The organism is Paractinoplanes ovalisporus (assembly GCF_016834655.1).
Classification (GTDB): Bacteria; Actinomycetota; Actinomycetes; order Mycobacteriales; family Micromonosporaceae; genus Actinoplanes; species Actinoplanes ovalisporus.
Genome location: NZ_JAENHP010000005.1, coordinates 97,240 through 113,252 on the forward strand (window position 1 = coordinate 97,240; position 16,013 = coordinate 113,252).

18 protein-coding genes and 2 tRNA genes are annotated in these 16,013 nt (G+C 68.7%); 14 read left to right on the forward strand and 6 right to left on the reverse strand.

Features of this window, described 5'->3' with window-relative positions:
- Positions 1–38 precede the first annotated feature (38 nt).
- Genes JIG36_RS18295 through JIG36_RS18305 form a run of 3 tightly spaced genes read left to right on the forward strand, consistent with a single transcriptional unit; the run spans position 39 to position 2,590 of the window.
- Positions 39–1,049, forward strand: coding sequence for an endonuclease/exonuclease/phosphatase family protein (locus tag JIG36_RS18295; RefSeq protein ID WP_203377544.1), 1,011 nt, complete (start codon positions 39–41; stop codon positions 1,047–1,049).
- Positions 1,050–1,091: 42 nt separating this feature from the next.
- On the forward strand, positions 1,092–2,081 hold the full coding sequence (locus JIG36_RS18300) for an endonuclease/exonuclease/phosphatase family protein (protein ID WP_203377852.1): 990 nt from the start codon (positions 1,092–1,094) through the stop codon (positions 2,079–2,081).
- The gene (locus JIG36_RS18305) at positions 2,078–2,590 is read left to right on the forward strand and encodes a DUF6985 domain-containing protein (RefSeq protein WP_203377545.1); all 513 of its coding nucleotides are present in this window, start codon (positions 2,078–2,080) and stop codon (positions 2,588–2,590) included. The genes JIG36_RS18300 and JIG36_RS18305 overlap by 4 nt, the downstream gene beginning before the upstream one ends.
- Positions 2,591–2,596: 6 nt before the next feature.
- Here JIG36_RS18305 and JIG36_RS18310 read toward each other — a convergent pair whose 3' ends face one another.
- The 3 genes from JIG36_RS18310 to JIG36_RS18320 form a co-directional block, all read right to left on the reverse strand.
- The gene (locus tag JIG36_RS18310) at positions 2,597–4,720 is read right to left on the reverse strand and encodes a hypothetical protein (RefSeq protein ID WP_203377546.1); all 2,124 of its coding nucleotides are present in this window, start codon (positions 4,718–4,720) and stop codon (positions 2,597–2,599) included.
- Positions 4,721–4,848: 128 nt separating this feature from the next.
- Positions 4,849–5,397 carry a DUF1877 family protein gene (locus JIG36_RS18315; RefSeq protein ID WP_203377547.1) on the reverse strand — a complete coding sequence of 183 codons (549 nt, stop codon included), beginning with the start codon at positions 5,395–5,397 and terminating at the stop codon, positions 4,849–4,851.
- A 5-nt stretch (positions 5,398–5,402) separates the two neighbouring features.
- Positions 5,403–6,344 carry a 3-methyladenine DNA glycosylase gene (locus tag JIG36_RS18320; RefSeq protein WP_203377548.1) on the reverse strand — a complete coding sequence of 314 codons (942 nt, stop codon included), beginning with the start codon at positions 6,342–6,344 and terminating at the stop codon, positions 5,403–5,405.
- Between the two features lie 181 nt (positions 6,345–6,525).
- Here JIG36_RS18320 and JIG36_RS18325 point away from each other — a divergent pair, with 181 nt between their 5' ends.
- From JIG36_RS18325 to JIG36_RS18340, 4 genes are read left to right on the forward strand one after another with little or no spacing between them, the layout of a single operon-like run.
- The gene (locus JIG36_RS18325) at positions 6,526–7,452 is read left to right on the forward strand and encodes an ABC transporter ATP-binding protein (protein ID WP_236047641.1); all 927 of its coding nucleotides are present in this window, start codon (positions 6,526–6,528) and stop codon (positions 7,450–7,452) included.
- Positions 7,449–8,291, forward strand: coding sequence for an ABC transporter permease (locus JIG36_RS18330; RefSeq protein WP_203377550.1), 843 nt, complete (start codon positions 7,449–7,451; stop codon positions 8,289–8,291). Before JIG36_RS18325 ends, JIG36_RS18330 begins: the two co-directional genes overlap by 4 nt.
- 9 nt (positions 8,292–8,300) lie before the next feature.
- Positions 8,301–8,558 carry a helix-turn-helix transcriptional regulator gene (locus JIG36_RS18335; RefSeq protein ID WP_203377551.1) on the forward strand — a complete coding sequence of 86 codons (258 nt, stop codon included), beginning with the start codon at positions 8,301–8,303 and terminating at the stop codon, positions 8,556–8,558.
- Positions 8,559–8,598: 40 nt separating this feature from the next.
- Positions 8,599–9,390, forward strand: coding sequence for a fumarylacetoacetate hydrolase family protein (locus JIG36_RS18340; protein WP_203377552.1), 792 nt, complete (start codon positions 8,599–8,601; stop codon positions 9,388–9,390).
- Here JIG36_RS18340 and JIG36_RS18345 read toward each other — a convergent pair.
- Complete coding sequence (locus tag JIG36_RS18345) at positions 9,361–10,128, reverse strand: TetR/AcrR family transcriptional regulator (RefSeq protein WP_203377553.1); 768 nt, start codon at positions 10,126–10,128, stop codon at positions 9,361–9,363. The two genes, JIG36_RS18340 and JIG36_RS18345, sit on opposite strands and share 30 nt — an antisense overlap.
- Before the next feature lie 46 nt (positions 10,129–10,174).
- Between JIG36_RS18345 and JIG36_RS18350 the strand changes: the two genes are divergently transcribed.
- The 7 genes from JIG36_RS18350 to JIG36_RS18380 all read left to right on the forward strand — a co-directional run bounded on the left by JIG36_RS18350 (position 10,175) and on the right by JIG36_RS18380 (position 14,465).
- Positions 10,175–10,972, forward strand: coding sequence for an NAD(P)H-binding protein (locus tag JIG36_RS18350; protein WP_203377554.1), 798 nt, complete (start codon positions 10,175–10,177; stop codon positions 10,970–10,972).
- Between the two features lie 68 nt (positions 10,973–11,040).
- A tRNA-Gln gene (locus JIG36_RS18355) sits at positions 11,041–11,112 on the forward strand.
- A gap of 90 nt (positions 11,113–11,202) precedes the next feature.
- Positions 11,203–11,275 (forward strand) — tRNA-Glu (locus tag JIG36_RS18360).
- A gap of 232 nt (positions 11,276–11,507) precedes the next feature.
- Positions 11,508–12,182, forward strand: a complete 675-nt coding sequence (locus tag JIG36_RS18365; RefSeq protein ID WP_203377555.1) for an MBL fold metallo-hydrolase — start codon at positions 11,508–11,510, stop codon at positions 12,180–12,182.
- Between the two features lie 125 nt (positions 12,183–12,307).
- Entirely contained in the window at positions 12,308–12,889 is a 582-nt protein-coding gene (locus JIG36_RS18370; protein ID WP_268919639.1) for a DUF998 domain-containing protein, read from the forward strand.
- A complete protein-coding gene (locus tag JIG36_RS18375) occupies positions 12,886–13,248 on the forward strand; it encodes a YciI family protein (RefSeq protein WP_203377557.1) in 363 nt (120 codons plus the stop codon). The genes JIG36_RS18370 and JIG36_RS18375 overlap by 4 nt, the downstream gene beginning before the upstream one ends.
- Entirely contained in the window at positions 13,245–14,465 is a 1,221-nt protein-coding gene (locus tag JIG36_RS18380; protein ID WP_203377558.1) for an RNA polymerase sigma factor, read from the forward strand. The genes JIG36_RS18375 and JIG36_RS18380 overlap by 4 nt, the downstream gene beginning before the upstream one ends.
- On the opposite strand, the gene JIG36_RS18385 is transcribed toward JIG36_RS18380, so the two are convergent.
- A complete protein-coding gene (locus JIG36_RS18385; protein ID WP_203377559.1) occupies positions 14,440–15,180 on the reverse strand; it encodes an MBL fold metallo-hydrolase in 741 nt (246 codons plus the stop codon). The two genes, JIG36_RS18380 and JIG36_RS18385, sit on opposite strands and share 26 nt — an antisense overlap.
- Positions 15,177–15,971 carry an alpha/beta hydrolase gene (locus tag JIG36_RS18390; protein WP_203377560.1) on the reverse strand — a complete coding sequence of 265 codons (795 nt, stop codon included), beginning with the start codon at positions 15,969–15,971 and terminating at the stop codon, positions 15,177–15,179. Before JIG36_RS18390 ends, JIG36_RS18385 begins: the two co-directional genes overlap by 4 nt.
- Between the last annotated feature and the right edge of the window lie 42 nt (positions 15,972–16,013).

The following is a 16,013-nucleotide window of genomic DNA, read 5'->3' on the forward strand; positions in this document are numbered from 1 at the left end:
CAAGTGAACGGCCAGCTTCGACCGATAACTTGTCCGCCATGACGATCACCACCACACCGTCCGAGGTCCGGCCGGGCCGGCGGGTGAGGCGCACCGCGCTGCTCATCCTGCTGGCCCTGCCGGCCCTGGCCTGGGCGGTGGTGCGGCTGTTCGGCTGGGAGCACGGCGTCCTCGTGCAGCTGGTCGCCTTCACCCCGTACGCGGCGGCCTGGTCGCTGGTGCCGCTGACGATCGCCCTGCTGACCCGCAAATGGCTGGCCGCGGTGGTGGCGGCGCTGGCCACGGTGCTGCTGGCGGCGGCCGTGCTGCCCCGGACGATCCCCGACATGGACAAGGGCCCGTCGACCGGCGTCCCGATCACCGTCATGACGGTCAACATGTTCATCGGCGCGGCCGACCCGGCGGCGGTGGTGAAGCTGGTGCGCGACCACGACGTCGCGGTGCTGGCGGTGCAGGAGTTCACGCCCGAGTCGGCGGCCGGGCTGAGCGCGGCCGGCATCGACGCGCTGCTGCCCCACCACGCGCTGGCCGACGAGATCGGCACCACCGGCTCGGGTCTCTACTCCCGTTTCCCGCTGACCGGCCAGGGCTCGCGGCGCGGCGACGGGGGCGGGCTGCAGGACGGCAACCTGCAGGCGTACGCGACGATCCAGCCGCCCGGGGCCGGCCCGGTCTTCGTCGAGTCGGCCCACCCGCTGGCGCCCTACGCGCTGGCGGCCGAGGAGGCGTGGCGGGCCGACCTGGCCGCGCTGCCCCGGGCCGACCAGGCGGGCCCGCCCAAGCTGATCCTGGGCGACTTCAACTCGACGCTCGACCACGCCCCGCTGCGCGAGGTCATCTCGCACGGCTACCGCGATGCGGCGGCGGCCACCGGCAAGGGGCTGATCGGCACCTGGGGTCCGTACGACGGTCTGCCGATCCCGCCCGTGACACTCGACCACGTTCTGGTCGACGAGCGGATCGGCGTACGGGAATCGTCTGTGCACAGCGTCACAGGCTCCGACCATCGTGCTCTCGTTGCGACGGTCACTCTTCCCGCCGCGTCATAGTTGGTCTGGCGTGGAGTGGTTAGCCTCGCCGCCATGACGATCATCGCGCCGAGCCCCGGTCGCTCCCGACCACGACGAAAGGCCGCGCTGACCGTGCTGTTCTGGCTGTTCATCCTCCCGTTCGCGATCTGGGCCGTGATCCGCCTCGGTGGCTGGGAACGGGGCCCGGTGGTCCAGTTGTTCGCCTTCACCCCCTATGTCGCGGCCGCCGCCTGGCTGCCCGCGATCCTGGCCCTGGTCACCCGGCGGTGGACGGTGGCCGCGGCCGCGGTGGTGGTCGCGATCATGTTGGCCTCGGCCGTGCTGCCCCGCGCGCTCCCGAGCCGCGACAAGGGCCCGCAGCAGGGCGTGCGGATCACCGTGATGACCTCGAACATGCTCTTCGGCAAGGCCGACGCGGCGGCCATGGTCAAGCTGATCAGCGACCACGACGTCGCCGTGCTGGCCGTGCAGGAGTTCACCTCCGAGGGCAAGGAGGCGCTGGCCGAGGCCGGTCTGGGCAGCCTGATGCCGTACTCGTCACTGGCCGACAAGCCCGGCGCCGAGGGGTCCGGGCTCTACTCGCGCTACCCGATCACCTCGCCCGGCTCGACGCGCAACGGCGGGGGCTTCATGCAGGCGTACGGCACCGTGCAGGTGCCCGAGGCCGGCCCGGTCATCGTCGAGTCGGCGCACCCCCTGGCCCCGTACGCCCGTTCGGTGCTGGGCCAGTGGCGCGAAGACCTGCTGGCCGAGCCGCGGGCGAACGACAGCGCCACCCCGCGGATCCTGCTCGGCGACTTCAACGCGACCCTCGACCACGCCCCGCTGCGCGAGCTGATCGCAAGCGGCTACCGCGACGCCGCCGACACCGCGGGCAAGGGGCTGATCGGCACGTGGGGCCCGTACGACGGCAACCCGATCCCGCCCGTGACGATCGACCATGTGCTGGTGGACGAGCGGATCGGCGTACGGGAGGTCAGCGTCCACAACGTCCCGCGCAGCGACCACCGAGCGGTGATCGCCGCCCTCACCGTCCCCGCCGCATCATGACCGTCACGGAGATTCCCGGTCTGGGCCCGGTGGTCGAGGACGACGACGCCGGCTGGTTCGAGAGTGAACCCGTCCCCGTGCCCGTTCTGGGCGGCCGCGAGTGCCGTTTCCTGGTCGAGGGCTACGACGGCGCCGACGACTTCCACGCCGCGATCCGCACGTTCCTAGCCCTCGACCGCGGCGCGCTGGAGGCGGCCACCCCGCACATCTACGCGTACTACCGCGACATCACCGAGCTGGTCGACGACGAGTTCCGCATCGACATCGCCGGCCCCGACCGGGTGCTCGACCACGTGCACCCCGGCTACGAGATCTCGGTGATCCGCGACGGCCCGGTCTACGTCTCCGTCGAGTGCAACTGCGACTGGGAGCCCGAACACGGCTTGCAGCTGATCTTCCGCGCCGGCGCCGAGATCACCAAGGTCGGCCCGTACGACGGCCACGTGACCAACTCCGGCGCCTACGCCGACCCCGCACTGGAGGGCGTGGTCTACCGCTCACTCCGCTGACTTCGTTCAATCCTTACGAAGCAGGCTGGTGAAGCCGGCTACCACCAGCAGCCCGATGATCCAACCGAGCGCGCTCAGCCCCCAGGTCACGGCCGCGGTCAGACGTGAGGTCTCGAAGTCGGGCGCCCAGTGGTCTCGTTGTTTGAGGCCGACGATCGGCAGCAGTGAGTCGACGCTGTACACGTACGGGTTGAAGCAAGGGTAGATGTCAGCATTGCAGGAATTGCTGGTAACCGCCCGACCGCTTGGCGGCCGAGTCGGTTTGATCGCGCCGGAGGGCGCCGCATGCGCGAAGTAAAAACCACCGAGCACCGCGGCGAGAATGAGAACCACCAAGCCGCGAAGCGGGGCGTAACCGTATCCGACAAGCGGTCGAGCTACCCATCGACTCGGGTTGCGCGCCGTTGTTGTTGCGTTCAGACGGGCAATGTGTGCGCGCTTGGCGTCGCGTGGGAAGCCTTCGCGGGCGTACAGGCGAGCCAGGTGCAGGTAAGGCTGTGCTGTGCGGCGGTCCAATGAGCCGCGTAACAGCCGTCGCCGGTGGTGCCAAGCAAAATCATCACTGAACAGGCGGTCATATGTCAGGCCGTCAAGAGCCAGGCCGGAGGCTACGAATTTGGGTTTCCCGGTCAGCCTGCGCCGCAGGGTGGTGCCGCCGATTCTGGCTTCCGGCCAAGCCGTCAAGTCGTCCTCGAGTACAGCGCAGCGCGCCGATCGAAGATTGATCACACCTACGACGTCGAGGTGCCGCACCACGATAGCGAGTGCAACGGTGAGCCCGAAGGCGTCGAGAGCTGATCGCCCGATGTTGGAAAACGAAACCTTCCGTTCCTCCGATCCGGACACGATGAAGTTTCCGCCGACGTTTGCCAAGCGCAGGACAACGTTCCCTTCGGCTGCGAAAGATCCGCCGATAAATAGGCTGCCCGCGATGCGCGCGTTCTCGAATGAGATCGCCGTGTCGCCGGCGCGCCGCCCACCGAAGCTGGAATCGCGAGCGTCGACGTCGGCGCACCGAAACAGGCTGTTTGCGAGGTCGACGCTACCTCCGATCTGAGCACCCATGAACGTGACCGCGCCATGCGCGGACAGGCCGTTCCGGAGATGCACCGGACCTTTGATCTCGGTTCGCTCAGCGGTGAGGCAGAAGCCGTCGGGCCCCTCGAGCGTGGAGCTGTCCATCTCCAAGGAGTCGCCGATGGTACACGCGAACAGCCGAATCGTCCCCGCAGAGTGCGCCTGCCGGCGGAACGCGACATTACCGGCGACGGTGCAGCGTTCCAACAAGATGCTGTAGCCGCGATAATTGATGAAGGATCCGCCGTCCAGGTTCACCGAGTCAAACGCCCCTCCAACGGCGCGTACCAGTCCGAGGGCAAGGAATCGCTCGCCGTCGACCTCACTCTGCAGTACCAGCCCGCCGCGGACTTTGGCGCCGTCGAGGGTCAGGGCCACGCGATCCGACCCGGCGCGATTCCGTACTTCACCGTAAGGGTCCTTGGTGCCGACGGGCCAGTGCGCGCCTACCAATTTCGATCCCGCAAAATTCAGTGATCCGTTGACTTCAATGCCACTCGCCAGCACGGCCCCGTTGACCTGGACGCGATCCATTCGGACACTCCGCTGCACGCTGGCGCCGCGAATGTCCAGCGCTTCCGGCAGAGTCGAGCGGACAACGGCGTCGTGCATCTCCATCGGACCGTTCACGGACAGATATCGCATCAGCACGGCGTCCTCCGCCAAGACGCCGCGCAGGTTGATGGCGCGGCAGTTCATGCCGATCGCCGAGAGCCCTCGGAGCAGCGTCGAGTCGTGGAGGTCGAGGTCAGCGATCGTGGCGGCGTCGAGCTGCAGCCTTCCGCTGATGACCGAGCGTGTGATCGACAGCATCTTAGTTGCCGCGCGTACCCGCGAAAGGTCTATATCCCCGATCAAGTAGGCGCCATCGATCATCACGTCGTGTCCGGCGCGAAGTGCGGTGGCCACCGCGGCGGCGGGCACCGTTCGGCCGCGCCAGAACTTGCTGTCCCGTTGGTCGACCTGCCTACCAGGGTTGGTTTTCTCTCCTAGTGCGAGAGGTTTCCCCTCGCTCAGTGCTCGTCCCAGCGCGGCCTGTGATCGTGACGGCATCTCGTGAGGTTACTGCCGCCTAACGATTCAGGACATGCCATCAATCGTTGGGAAATAGCATCCGATGTTTGCTGAGAGTGTGGTGCGGCCCGAACCTGGATCTTCGTGCCGCGGAACCCCGCTTGGTCTCAGGCGGCCCAGAAGATGGTGCACTCGCCGTGGTGGGCGGCTGTGCGGTAGAAGGTGGTCAGGTCGGCGTATGGGTCGGCCAGCCGGGTTCGGTATGACTCGATCTGCTCGTCGGGAAATGTCGGCGTCACGATTCTCTCGGGTGGCAGAGGCTGCCCGTAGGTCGGTGACTCGTAGTCGTAGTCGTAGTCGACCCGCAGGGTGTCCCGCTCGACCAAGGCGTCGCGCAGGTGTGGGGCGAGCGCGGCGAATGGTGTCCGCTCGAGTTGGGTGGCTGCCTCCGCCACCTGAGCTGGGTCCAGGCAGCGGGCGTCGCCGTGGGCGCCGAAGGCGGTCTGCTCGTCGGGGAACAACACGCCGGACCGGAACGGGTTGACCCGGAAGCCGGCGATGGTGAACAGGGGGCCGAACAGCTTCCACTCCCAGTCGAGTTCGAGCCGCTCCGGCTGGTCGAACGTTGTCACCCGGTCGTAGGCGGTGGCCGGGTCGGACCGGATCTCGTCCCGTAGTTCCGGTGACAGCCGGATCAGATCGCCGAGCAGGCTCATGACGGTCAGCGGCGGTTGGCGGGGGCGACCGCCTCGCGGCTGCGGGCCGCGCCCTCGGGGCCCATCAGCTCTTCGCAGACGCGGATCAGACGGGCCCGCAGGGCGGCGGCCCGGCGGGCGAACTCGCGCTGCCGGGCCACGTACTCAGCCTTGCCCTCGGGGGTTTCGATCTTGACCGGGGGATGGCCGTAGGAGCTCAGGTCGTAGGGGCTGGCCTGCATGTCGAGCAGCCGGATGTCGGAGGCCAGCGCGAAACAGTCGAGCGCCAGCGCGCCGGGCACGGCGGCGCCCAGCTTGGTCGCCCACTTGTGCACGTCCATCGCGGCGTGCAGGCAGCCGGGCTGGTCGAGGTCGACCTGGGTGGCCCGGGTGGGCTGCAGACGGTTGAGCCCGACCGCCTCGGGGGTGAAGAACCGGAACGCGTCGTAGTGGGTGCAGCGGATCGGGTGCTGCTCGACCACCCGGTCGGTCTCGGCCAGGCCCAGGCGCAACGGCAGCGGGTGCCGGTGGTCGGGGTCGCGATAGACCATGGCCCACTCGTGCAGCCCGAAACAGCCGGAGAAGACCGGGCGGGACGCCGTCGCGGTGAGCAGGCCGTGGATGTAACGCACGCTCTCGCCGCGGGCGTGGAGATAGGCATCCTGGTCGAGCGTGACCACCCCGTCGGGGTAGGTCATGTAGAACTTCCACGTCGAATGCTCGGCCAGGCCGTCGGGCGCGGGGGAGAGCCCGGCACCGACCCCGGGGTGCCAGCGGCGCAGCACAGCCGGCCGGGTGCCGTAGTAGTCGTAGAGAAAATCTTCGATGGCGTGCTTCTCGCCGGTGGCGCGGCGGGCACGGTGGCCGGCGGTCATCTCGTCGGCCCGCTCGGCGTGCGCCCGGGCAAGGGGAATCCAGGTGACCGAGGGCAGCGTCGTGGTGAGCGCCCTCACCTGCTTGATCCCCATGGCATCAGCGTATCCAGCCGAGGCGATCAACACGATCACCGTTAGGCGCGAATGCATTTGGCGTCGCGTTCGATTCCGGCATATGCGTCCAATTCGGTCTGTCGTCTTGCAGATACCGAATCTGTGCCTCGGAATGTAGTACACCTACTACACACTTGATAACGTGCTGGACATGGGAGGAATGGCTCTGACGGGGGCGCTCGCGGCCGGCACGCAGGTGCCGCCCGGCGAGCGGGTCATCGACGTCCGCGATCTGCGGATGCGATACGGGACGAAGGATGTCCTGCACGGTGTGAGTTTCGCCGCTCGCCGCGGGGAAGTGCTCGCGCTGCTCGGGCCCAACGGCGCGGGCAAGACGACAACGATCGAGATCCTCGAGGGCTTCCGCATGCGCTCCTCGGGCGAGGTGACGGTGCTCGACACCGATCCGGCCCGGGCCGGCGAGGCCTGGCGGGCCCGCGTCGGCGTGGTGCTGCAGTCCTGGCGCGACCACGGCAAGTGGCGGGTCCAGGAGCTGCTGGATCACCTCGGGGCCTACTACCGGCGCTACTCCACCGATCTTAAATCGCGGCCCTGGCCGGTCGGCGACCTGCTCGAGGTGGTGGGCTTGTCCGCCCTGGCGTCCACCCGCATCGCGCGGCTCTCCGGCGGTCAACGCCGCCGGCTCGACGTGGCGATCGGCATCGTCGGCCGGCCCGACCTGCTCTTCCTCGACGAGCCGACGGTCGGCTTCGACCCGGAGGCCCGGCGCGAGTTCCACGACCTGGTGCACCGGCTGACCGATGTGGACGACACCACGATCCTGCTCACCACTCACGATCTGGACGAGGCCGAGAAGCTGGCCGACCGCATCCTCATCCTCAACGACGGTCGGATCATCGCCGACGGTTCGGCCGACGACCTGTCCCGCCAGGTGGCCGGCGAGAGCGAGATCCGCTGGACCCGCGACGGGCAACGGTTCGTCCACTCGGCGGCGAACCCGACCCCCTTCGTACGGGAACTGCTGTTGCAGCACGGAGACGCCGTCGAAGACCTGGAAGTACGCCGTAACAGCCTGGAAGACACCTACATCCGGCTGGTCCACGACTCGGAAGGGAGGGCGCGATGATCGAGACGCTGCGGGTGGGCGCCGCGCGCGGGCTCATCGAGCTGCGCCAGACCCTGACCAACGGGCAGGACCTCTGGGGCTACTTCTTCCCCTCCGTGGGCCTGCTCATCACGGTGTTCTTCACCAACCAGGCCACGGTCCCGGGCACAAACTTCTCGCTCGGCGCGGCCACCCTGCCCAGTTCACTGGGCATGCTGCTGGCCTTCGGCGGCCTGCTCACCATCGCCCAGATCCTGGTCGTCGAGCGCGAGGACGGCACGCTGCTGCGGGCCAAGGCCACACCGCACGGCATGAACGGCTATCTGATCGGCAAGGTGATCGCGGTCGGCGGCATGACGCTGTTCTCGGTGCTGATCGTGCTGATTCCCGGGGCGTTCCTGGTCGACGGCCTGAGAGTCGACCTCGGCGGCGTCCTGACGCTGATCTGGCTGCTCCCGCTGGCCGTCGTGGCCACCATGCCGATCGGGGCCGCCGTCGGCTCGTCCATCGAGAACCCGCGCAACCTCGGTTTCGTCATGATGCCGATCTTCGGGCTGGTCGCGATCTCCGGCATCTTCTACCCCATCACCGGCATGCCGGGCTGGTTGCAGGCGGTCGCGCAGGGCTTCCCGATCTACTGGCTAGGGTTGGGCATGCGGTCGGTGTTCCTGCCCGACGCCCTCGCCTCGGTCGAGTTGGGCGACTCCTGGCGTCACTTCGAGACCTTCGGGGTGCTGGCCGCCTGGGCCGTGGCCGGCCTGCTGGTGGCGCCGATACTGATGCGGCGGATGGCGCAACGGGAGTCGGGTTCCGCGGTGGCGGCCCGGCGGGAACGGGCCCTGACCACGGTGGGTCGTTAGAGAGAGTCGATGAGCGAAGTCACCTACAACCGGATCGCGATGCTCCGGGCCGAGCGCGGAGTGTCGCGGCGGCAACTGGCCGACGCTCTGGGGGTCCACTATCAGACGGTGGGCTACCTGGAACGCGGCGAGTTCAGCCCCAGCCTCCACCTGGCCCTGCGGATCTCGCGCTATTTCGAGGTCCCGGTCGAGGTCATCTTCTCGCTCGACCCGTTCCCGCGGCTGGGCACGACGGTGAACGGAATGAACGGCGAGCGCTCGGCGTAGATTTCCGGTGAAGAACCGCAAGCCGTAGAGGGGATCAACCGTGCGATTCGCCCGTTTTGTTCATGCCGGAGGGGTGTCGTTCGGCGTCGTCGAGGGTGACGCGTCGGGCCTGACCATCGCCGAGATCGGCTCGCTGCCGTTCGAGGAGGTCCGGTTCACCGGTCAGCGCTGGGCCCTGGCCGACGTACGCCTTCTCGCCCCGATCTTCTCCAGCAAGGTCATCGGTGTCGGCCGCAACTACGCCGACCACGCCGCCGAGTTCGGCAACGAGGTCCCGAAAGAGCCGCTGATCTTCATCAAGCCGTCCACCTCGGTGATCGGGCCCAACGACGCGATCCGGCTGCCCCCGCAGTCGCAGCGCGTCGAGGAGGAGGGCGAACTGGCGGTGGTGATCGGCGCCACCGGGGCCCGCCGCCTCGACCGCGCGGGCGCCGAGAAGGCGATCTTCGGCTACACCATCGGCAACGATGTGACCGCTCGTGACCTGCAGCGCAGCGACCCGCAGTGGACGCGGGCCAAGGGCTTCGACTCGTTCTGCCCGATCGGCCCGTGGATCGTCACCGGCCTCGACGTGAGCGACCTCGAGATCCGCGCCGAGGTGGGGCGCAACCCCGAGGCGCTCGAGACGGTGCAGCTGGGCCGCACCAAGGACATGGTCTTCGACGTGCCGACCCTGGTGTCGTACGTGTCGCACGTCATGACGCTGCTGCCCGGCGACATCATCCTGACCGGCACGCCGGCCGGGGTCGCCCAGATCACGCCCGGCGACACGGTGTCGGTCAGCATCCAGGGCATCGGCGAGCTACGGAACCCGGTCGTCTCGCTCGACTGACCCTTCGGTCCCACGCTCTTCGATCCCGCGTAACAGCAGGTCCAGGCCGTACTCGTACGCGTCCTGGGCCTGTTCGTCGGCGCCCCGGTCGAACGCGCCGGCATTCCAGATCGAGGTCATCGTGGGGTGGCTCTCGACGTCGAACCAGCTCTCCCACATCTCGCCGCGCTGCATCCACCACTCGTCGGTGCTGAGCCCGGTGGTGCGCCGCAGCAGTGCGCTCTCCGCCTCGTGCCGGGCGGCCGAGGTCACCCACGAGGCGATGGCGGTGGCGGCCGGGCTCAGCCCGCGCAGCGGCAGCCCCAGCGTGGCCACGGCCGCCAGCAGGAACTCCGTCTCGGCCAGCGTGCCCGGGCCGACCGGCGGCCGCACCCGCGAGACCTCGGCCAGCCAGGGATGCGCCCGGTACATCGCGAAGGTGCGCTCGGCGAAGTACGCGATCCGCGGCCGGAAGCCGTCGTCGCTGCGCAGATCGCGTGACCACAGCACCTCGTCGACCATCAGATCGACCAGTTCGGGACGGGACGGCACGTACGTGTAGAGGCTCATCGTGGCCACCGACAGCTCGGCCGCGACCCGCGCCATCGACGCCGCCTCCAGACCCTCGGCGTCGGCGACCCGGATCGCGGTCGTCACCACGACGTCGACGCTGAGCCGGGGCGGGCGGCCGACCGCCTTGCGGGCCGGGACGTGCCGGCGCCAGAGCAGCGGAAGGATCCGCGGGCTGAATTCCTCCATGATTCCGTATACCCTACGGGAAGTCGTTTCCTTAGGGGGTACGGAAATGAAGATCCTGGTAACGGGCGCAACTGGCAACGTCGGGCGCATGGTCGTTGACGAACTGCTGGCCCGGGGCGCCGACGACGTACGGGCCCTGACCGTCGACCCGGCACGCGCCGCCCTGCCCGAGGGCGTCGAAGTTGTCCGCGGCTTCGTGGGCCGGCCCTCACTCGACTGGCTCCACGGCGTCGACGTGATGTACCTCGCCCCGCACATCCCGACCGTCGCCGAAACCTGCCGCGCCGCCGCCCGGGCCGGAGTCGGTCGCATCGTCGACCTGGCCGGCGCCAAAGGCGACCACTGGCAAGCGATCGAAGACGGCGTGGAAGCCTCCGGCGTGCCGTACACCCACCTCGAACCGGGCGAGTTCATGGCCAACGCCACCATCTGGGCCGACCAGATCCGGGCCGGCGACGAGATCCGCGACGCCTACGCCGACAGTGCCAACGCCGCGATCGCCCAGGAAGACATCGCCGCCGTCGCCGCCCACGTCATCCTCGGCGACGGGCACGAAGGCCGGTCGTACGAACTCACCGGCCCCGAATCACTGACCCGGCGCCAGAAGGTCGAAGCCATCGGCCGGGCGCTCGGACGTGAACTGCGCTACATCGAACTCACCCACGACGACGCCGTCCGGCAGCTCCAGCCCGCCATGGGTGAATACGCCGAGTGGTACCTGCAAGGCGCCGCCGCGCTTCTCCAACACCCCCAGGCGGCCACGCCCACCGTCGCCGAACTGCTGGGCCGACCTGCGAAAACGTACGAGCAGTGGGCCCGCGACCACGCCGACCAGTTCCGATGACGGAACCCGATTTGGTGGGCCCTGAAGCGTCAGGTAAGGTTTTCTCTCGGCACGGGAAACCGCGCCAATGGGGTATGGGGTAATTGGCAGCCCGGCTGATTCTGGTTCAGCTAGTCTAGGTTCGAGTCCTGGTACCCCAGCGCTACCACTCCCACGGAGGGGGCGGCGCTGGACTTCTGATAGAGTTCGGCCCGTCGCTGAAGCGGAAGCGGAAGCAAGAGAAAGTTCCTGGCCCCGTCGTCTAGCGGCCTAGGACGCCGCCCTCTCAAGGCGGTAGCGAGGGTTCGAATCCCTTCGGGGCTACATTCGGGTTGAGCCTGTCTGCGGAGTGCGCAGACGGGCTCATTCCGCTTACTACCTGGGGGCCGAGCCCCCAGACCCCACGTTCCGGTGCTTGCGCGACCCGTGAACCCGTGGGCTGGTCGGTGCTTGGGGGCTTCGCCCCTTGCCCCCGGAAAACCAGAGCGGTTCCCGTACGTACGGGGTTTCGTTTTCGGGTGAAAAATTGATCGGCTGCGGCCAGTAGCTTGAGGCTGTGGACGACATTACGGTGCGGCGCGTCAACTATGGCTACTTTGTCCGGCCTGCCGAGGAAACGGGGACGGGCGCCCCGCGTGTGGAGCCCACTTTTGGCTACCTGGTTGGCCACCCTCGGGCTGGGCAGATCCTGGTGGACACCGGCATGGGTGGCAACGAGGAAGTAGACGCCTGGTACCAACCCACGCGTCTTGGCCTGGCACCCGCATTGAAAGCTGCCGGTGCTGATGTTGCTGACATTCGTATGGTTATGAACTGTCATCTGCACTTTGACCACTGTGGGGGGAACCCGAGCTTGGCTGGGCGGCCGGTGTTTGCTCAGCGGGCTGAACTGGAGCTGGTCCGCGCGGTGGAGAGTCACACCTTTCCTGAGCTGGTGGATCATCCGGGGGCGCGGATCGAAGAGCTGGACGGTGAGGCTGAGATAGCGCCCGGCGTCTTCATCCTTCCGACCCCGGGCCACACCGCGGGCCACCAGTCCCTGGTGATCCGCCGCAACGACGGGGTGGTGATCGTCGCCGGCCAGAGCCACGACAATGCCAATCTCTTCACCAGCGATGCCCTGGGTCACCACGCCGGCGTCGGGACCCAACCCGCTTGGCTGGACCGCCTGTTGCGGATGGATCCTCGTCAAATCTGGTTCGCCCACGACAACGCGGTCTGGACCCCATAGAAGCGTCATGGATGTGGGGGTGGCTCCGAGGTAGCTGCAAAAGGGCTACTTAGGAGGATGTTGTGACTGCTGCGGTTGTGGAGCGCCGGGTTCGGCGTGGGCGTGGGCTTCTGGTTCTGGGTGTGATGGCTGGGCCGCTCTTTGCGTTGTCGAGTGGTGCTCAAGTGCTGGGGCGGGAAGGGTTTGACCTTCGGCGGCATCCGTTGAGTCTGCTTGTGCTGGGGGAGCTCGGGTGGATTCAAGTAGGCACGTTCGTGCTGACGGGGCTGGGTGTCTTGGCGCTGGCCGTCGGGCTCCGCCGGGTGGGGATCGGTGGGCTCGGTGGGCGGGCGATGGTGTGGCTGATCGGGGCGTTCGGTGTGGGGCTGGCGGTGGCGGGGGTGTTCGCGCCGGATGCGGAGAACGGGTTTCCGGTGGGAGCGCCTTCGGGATCCGTTGAAGTGATGTCGTGGCACGGGGTGGTGCATGCGACGGCGGCCGTGGTGGGGTTCACGGCTCTGGCGGGGGCGTGTGTTGTGCATCTTGTGCGGGCGGTTCGTCGTAGGGCGTTTGTTGTGGCGGGGCTCAGTGGGATCGTGGCGGTGGTGCTGCTTCTGCCGATGTCTCCGGAACACGCGAGCGTGCAGCTTGCGCTGACCGGGCTGATCTCGTTCGGCTGGACCACCGCGATCGCCCTGTCCGCCGCGGCTTCCGGGAGTGTCCGGTGAAATATCTGCTGCTCGCCTACACGCCGATCGCCGCCTGGGACGCGGAGAACGCGTCGGAGGAGGCGTACGAGGCCTTTCAGGTCTATACGAAGTTTCAGCAGGAGCTCGTCGCGACCGGGGAGTTCGTCGGCAGCGAAGGACTCGCGCACCCGGCGGTCAGCACGACTGTGCGCCGCACCGAGCAAGGTGTGGTCGCCACCGACGGGCCGTTCGCCGAGCTGAAAGAGGTGCTGGCCAGCTTCGCGGTCATCGACTGCGTGAGCCAGGAACGGGCGGTCGAGATCGTCGGGCGCATCGTCGCGATCCTCGGCGAGCCCATCGAGATCCGGCCGATCATGGGCGGGGAATTCACCGGGTGAGCACGCCGGGGCCCGCGGTCGAGCATCTGCTGCGCTCCGAGGCGCCGCAGGTGCTCGGCGCGCTCGTCCGGCGGTTCGGGCACTTCGACCTGGCCGAGGACGCGGTGCAGGAGGCCCTGCTCGCGGCGAGCCGGCAATGGCCGGTCGACGGCGTCCCGGCCGATCCGCGGAGCTGGCTGATCCGGGTCGGCTACCGCCGGCTGGTCGACCTGTTGCGCGCCGAGCAGGCCCGGCGCCGGCGGGAGTACGACACGGCGACGGCTGTGCCCGCCGCGCCGGTGTCCGCGGTGGACGACAGCCTCACCCTGCTGCTTCTCTGCTGCCACCCCTCGCTCACCAGCACCGCCCAGGTGGCCCTGACCCTGCGGGCCGTGGGTGGGCTCACCACGGCCGAGATCGCCCACGCCTACGGGATCGGCGAGAACGCCATGAGCGCCCGGATCAGCCGCGCCAAGAAACAACTGCGGGGTGTGCGTTTCACCCAGCCGGTCGAGGCCGGACGGGTCCGGCCGGTGCTCTATCTCATCTTCAACGAGGGCTACGTCGCCAGCAGCGGCGACCACCTCGACCGGGTCGACCTGGCGGACGAGGCGATCCGGCTGACCCGCATGCTGCACGGCTCGGCGGGCGGCGACAGCGAGACGGCCGGGCTGCTGGCGCTGATGCTGCTCACCCAGGCGCGGCGTCCGGCCCGTACGGGAAATGATGGTCGTCTGGTGCCTTGGGAAGAGCAGGACCGCTCGCGGTGGGACCGGGCGTTGATCCGGGAGGGGACCGATCTGCTCGATGCCGTGTGGGCCGAACCCGATGCGGGCCCCTATCGGATCCAGGCGGCCATCGCGGCCGTGCATGCCGCCGCGAGCGCGGGCGAGGAGACCGACTGGCCGCAGATCGCCGCCCTCTACGAAGGTCTGGAAGCGGTCAGCCCGACGGCACCCGTCCGGCTCAGCCGGGTCGTCGCGGTGGCCCAGGCGTACGGTCCGAGGCGCGGGCTCGACCTGCTCGACGAGCTGAACGAGCGGCACGATCTGGCCGGCGAACCCCTGACCCGGCAACGGGAACGCGCCGTCCGGGCCCATCTGCTGGAACGGACGGGCGAGCACGGCGAGGCGGCGCGGCTCTACCGTGCGGCGGCCGGGCTGACCGCCAACACGGTCGAGCAGCAGTATCTGCTGGGCCGCGCCGACCGGATCAGGCTGTCGGAACCCCCGGCGTGAGCCACGTCAGCGTGCCCGGCGGGAAGGCGGCGTCGATCTCGGCGCGGCCCTCGTGGAAGTGGGACCAGCCCTCGTAGTGCACAGGCACGATGCGGCGCGGGCGGATCCGGGCGCACAGCGCGGCGGCGTCGCGCCCCGACATGGTGAACCGGAACGGGCCGGTGAGGCCGAACTGCACCTTGCCCAGGTGCAGGATCGCGGTGTCCACGCGGAAACGCTCGGCCACCTCCAGCATGCCGGGGAAGACCACCGTGTCGCCCGAGATCCAGACGACCGACTCGGAATCCGGTGTCCGCAGCGCGAATCCGGTTGTGGGCCCCACAATTGGCACACTCCAGGCCGGGCCGTGCCGCGAGGGCGTAGCGGTGATCTCCACGTCCCCGATGGTGGTGGTCTGCCACGGCTCCAGGCCCGTGCCGCCCAGCCGGCGCGCCCCGGCCGGCGTGGTCACCACGACCGGCGCCGAGGGCAGCAGCGCCCGCCCGGCGTCGTCGAGGTTGTCGGCGTGCTGGTCGTGGGTCAGCAGGATGCCGTCCAGCGGACCCAGCGCGGATGCGGGCAGAGCCGGGCCGGCGGTCTTGCGTGACGACGTGCCCCAGCCGAACGCGTAGCGCCGGCCGGGGGCGTCGAACGTCGGGTCCACCAGCAGCCGCACCCCGCCCAGTTCGAGCAGGGTGGTCGGGCCGCCGATGTGGGTGACGGTCAGAGGGATCATCGGGCGTGGGCGAGGGCCCACTCGAGTGCCTTGTCGGCCACCTGCTCCCAGCCGGGCTCGGCGCACGTCCAGTGGGAACGGCCCGGGAACTCGAAGAACTCGGTCACCGTGCCCTCGCCCTTGTAGTGGTGGGCGTTCGACTTGTTTACCGACGCGGGCATGATGTGGTCGGCCCCGCCCGCGATGAACAGCAGCGGTGCGCGCTCCTTGTTTCCGAAGTCGACCCACGTCTCCTGCTTGCCGGGCTTGAAGTTCGCGATCAGCCCGTACGCCCACACCCAGCTGCCCGGGGCGGGAATGGCGTAGCGGTCGTAGGCGGCCTTCGAGTCTTCCTCGGAGAGCGTGTTGGTGAACGCGTAGTGCCACTGCTCGGCCGTGAAACCGGCCGCCTGGTGGCGTTTCGCGGGGTTGTTGAGGATCGGGAACAGCGACTTGAGCTGTGACGGCGGGTTGACGTAGATGCCCTCGGGCGGCGCCGAGTCGATGACCACACCGGCCGAGCCGTGCCCGCGGTCGAGCAGCAACTGGGTGAGCGTGCCGCCGAACGAGTGGCCCATGATGATCGGCTTCTCGGGCAGCGCGGTGATGATCTTTTCGAGGTGGGCGATGGTCTCGGGAACGGTCACCGTGGCGATCGGGGTGGTGTCGGCGCGCAGGGCCTCGACCTCGACCTCGAAGCCCGGATAGGCCGGGGCGACGACGGTGTGCCCCTGCGACTCGTAGTAGGAAATCCAGTGCTCCCAGCTGCGCGGAGTCACCCAGAGGCCATGAACCAGAACGATCGTGCTCATGCGCCGATCCTGCTGGGAGCGCGTCCATCGGCGAATCACGCG

Excerpts from the sequence above, each read along its gene's own strand:
- JIG36_RS18315 (WP_203377547.1), bottom strand. The coding sequence starts at position 5,397 with ATGAGCCTGCTCGGCGATCTGATCCGGCTGTCACCGGAACTACGGGAC.
- JIG36_RS18345 (WP_203377553.1), bottom strand. The coding sequence starts at position 10,128 with ATGGAGGAATTCAGCCCGCGGATCCTTCCGCTGCTCTGGCGCCGGCAC.
- JIG36_RS18305 (WP_203377545.1), top strand. The coding sequence starts at position 2,078 with ATGACCGTCACGGAGATTCCCGGTCTGGGCCCGGTGGTCGAGGACGAC.
- JIG36_RS18325 (WP_236047641.1), top strand. The coding sequence starts at position 6,526 with ATGGCTCTGACGGGGGCGCTCGCGGCCGGCACGCAGGTGCCGCCCGGC.
- JIG36_RS18320 (WP_203377548.1), bottom strand. The coding sequence starts at position 6,344 with ATGGGGATCAAGCAGGTGAGGGCGCTCACCACGACGCTGCCCTCGGTC.
- JIG36_RS18310 (WP_203377546.1), bottom strand. The coding sequence starts at position 4,720 with ATGCCGTCACGATCACAGGCCGCGCTGGGACGAGCACTGAGCGAGGGG.
- JIG36_RS18295 (WP_203377544.1), top strand. The coding sequence starts at position 39 with ATGACGATCACCACCACACCGTCCGAGGTCCGGCCGGGCCGGCGGGTG.
- JIG36_RS18370 (WP_268919639.1), top strand. The coding sequence starts at position 12,308 with ATGGCTGGGCCGCTCTTTGCGTTGTCGAGTGGTGCTCAAGTGCTGGGG.
- JIG36_RS18335 (WP_203377551.1), top strand. The coding sequence starts at position 8,301 with ATGAGCGAAGTCACCTACAACCGGATCGCGATGCTCCGGGCCGAGCGC.
- JIG36_RS18350 (WP_203377554.1), top strand. The coding sequence starts at position 10,175 with ATGAAGATCCTGGTAACGGGCGCAACTGGCAACGTCGGGCGCATGGTC.
- JIG36_RS18390 (WP_203377560.1), bottom strand. The coding sequence starts at position 15,971 with ATGAGCACGATCGTTCTGGTTCATGGCCTCTGGGTGACTCCGCGCAGC.
- JIG36_RS18330 (WP_203377550.1), top strand. The coding sequence starts at position 7,449 with ATGATCGAGACGCTGCGGGTGGGCGCCGCGCGCGGGCTCATCGAGCTG.
- JIG36_RS18385 (WP_203377559.1), bottom strand. The coding sequence starts at position 15,180 with ATGATCCCTCTGACCGTCACCCACATCGGCGGCCCGACCACCCTGCTC.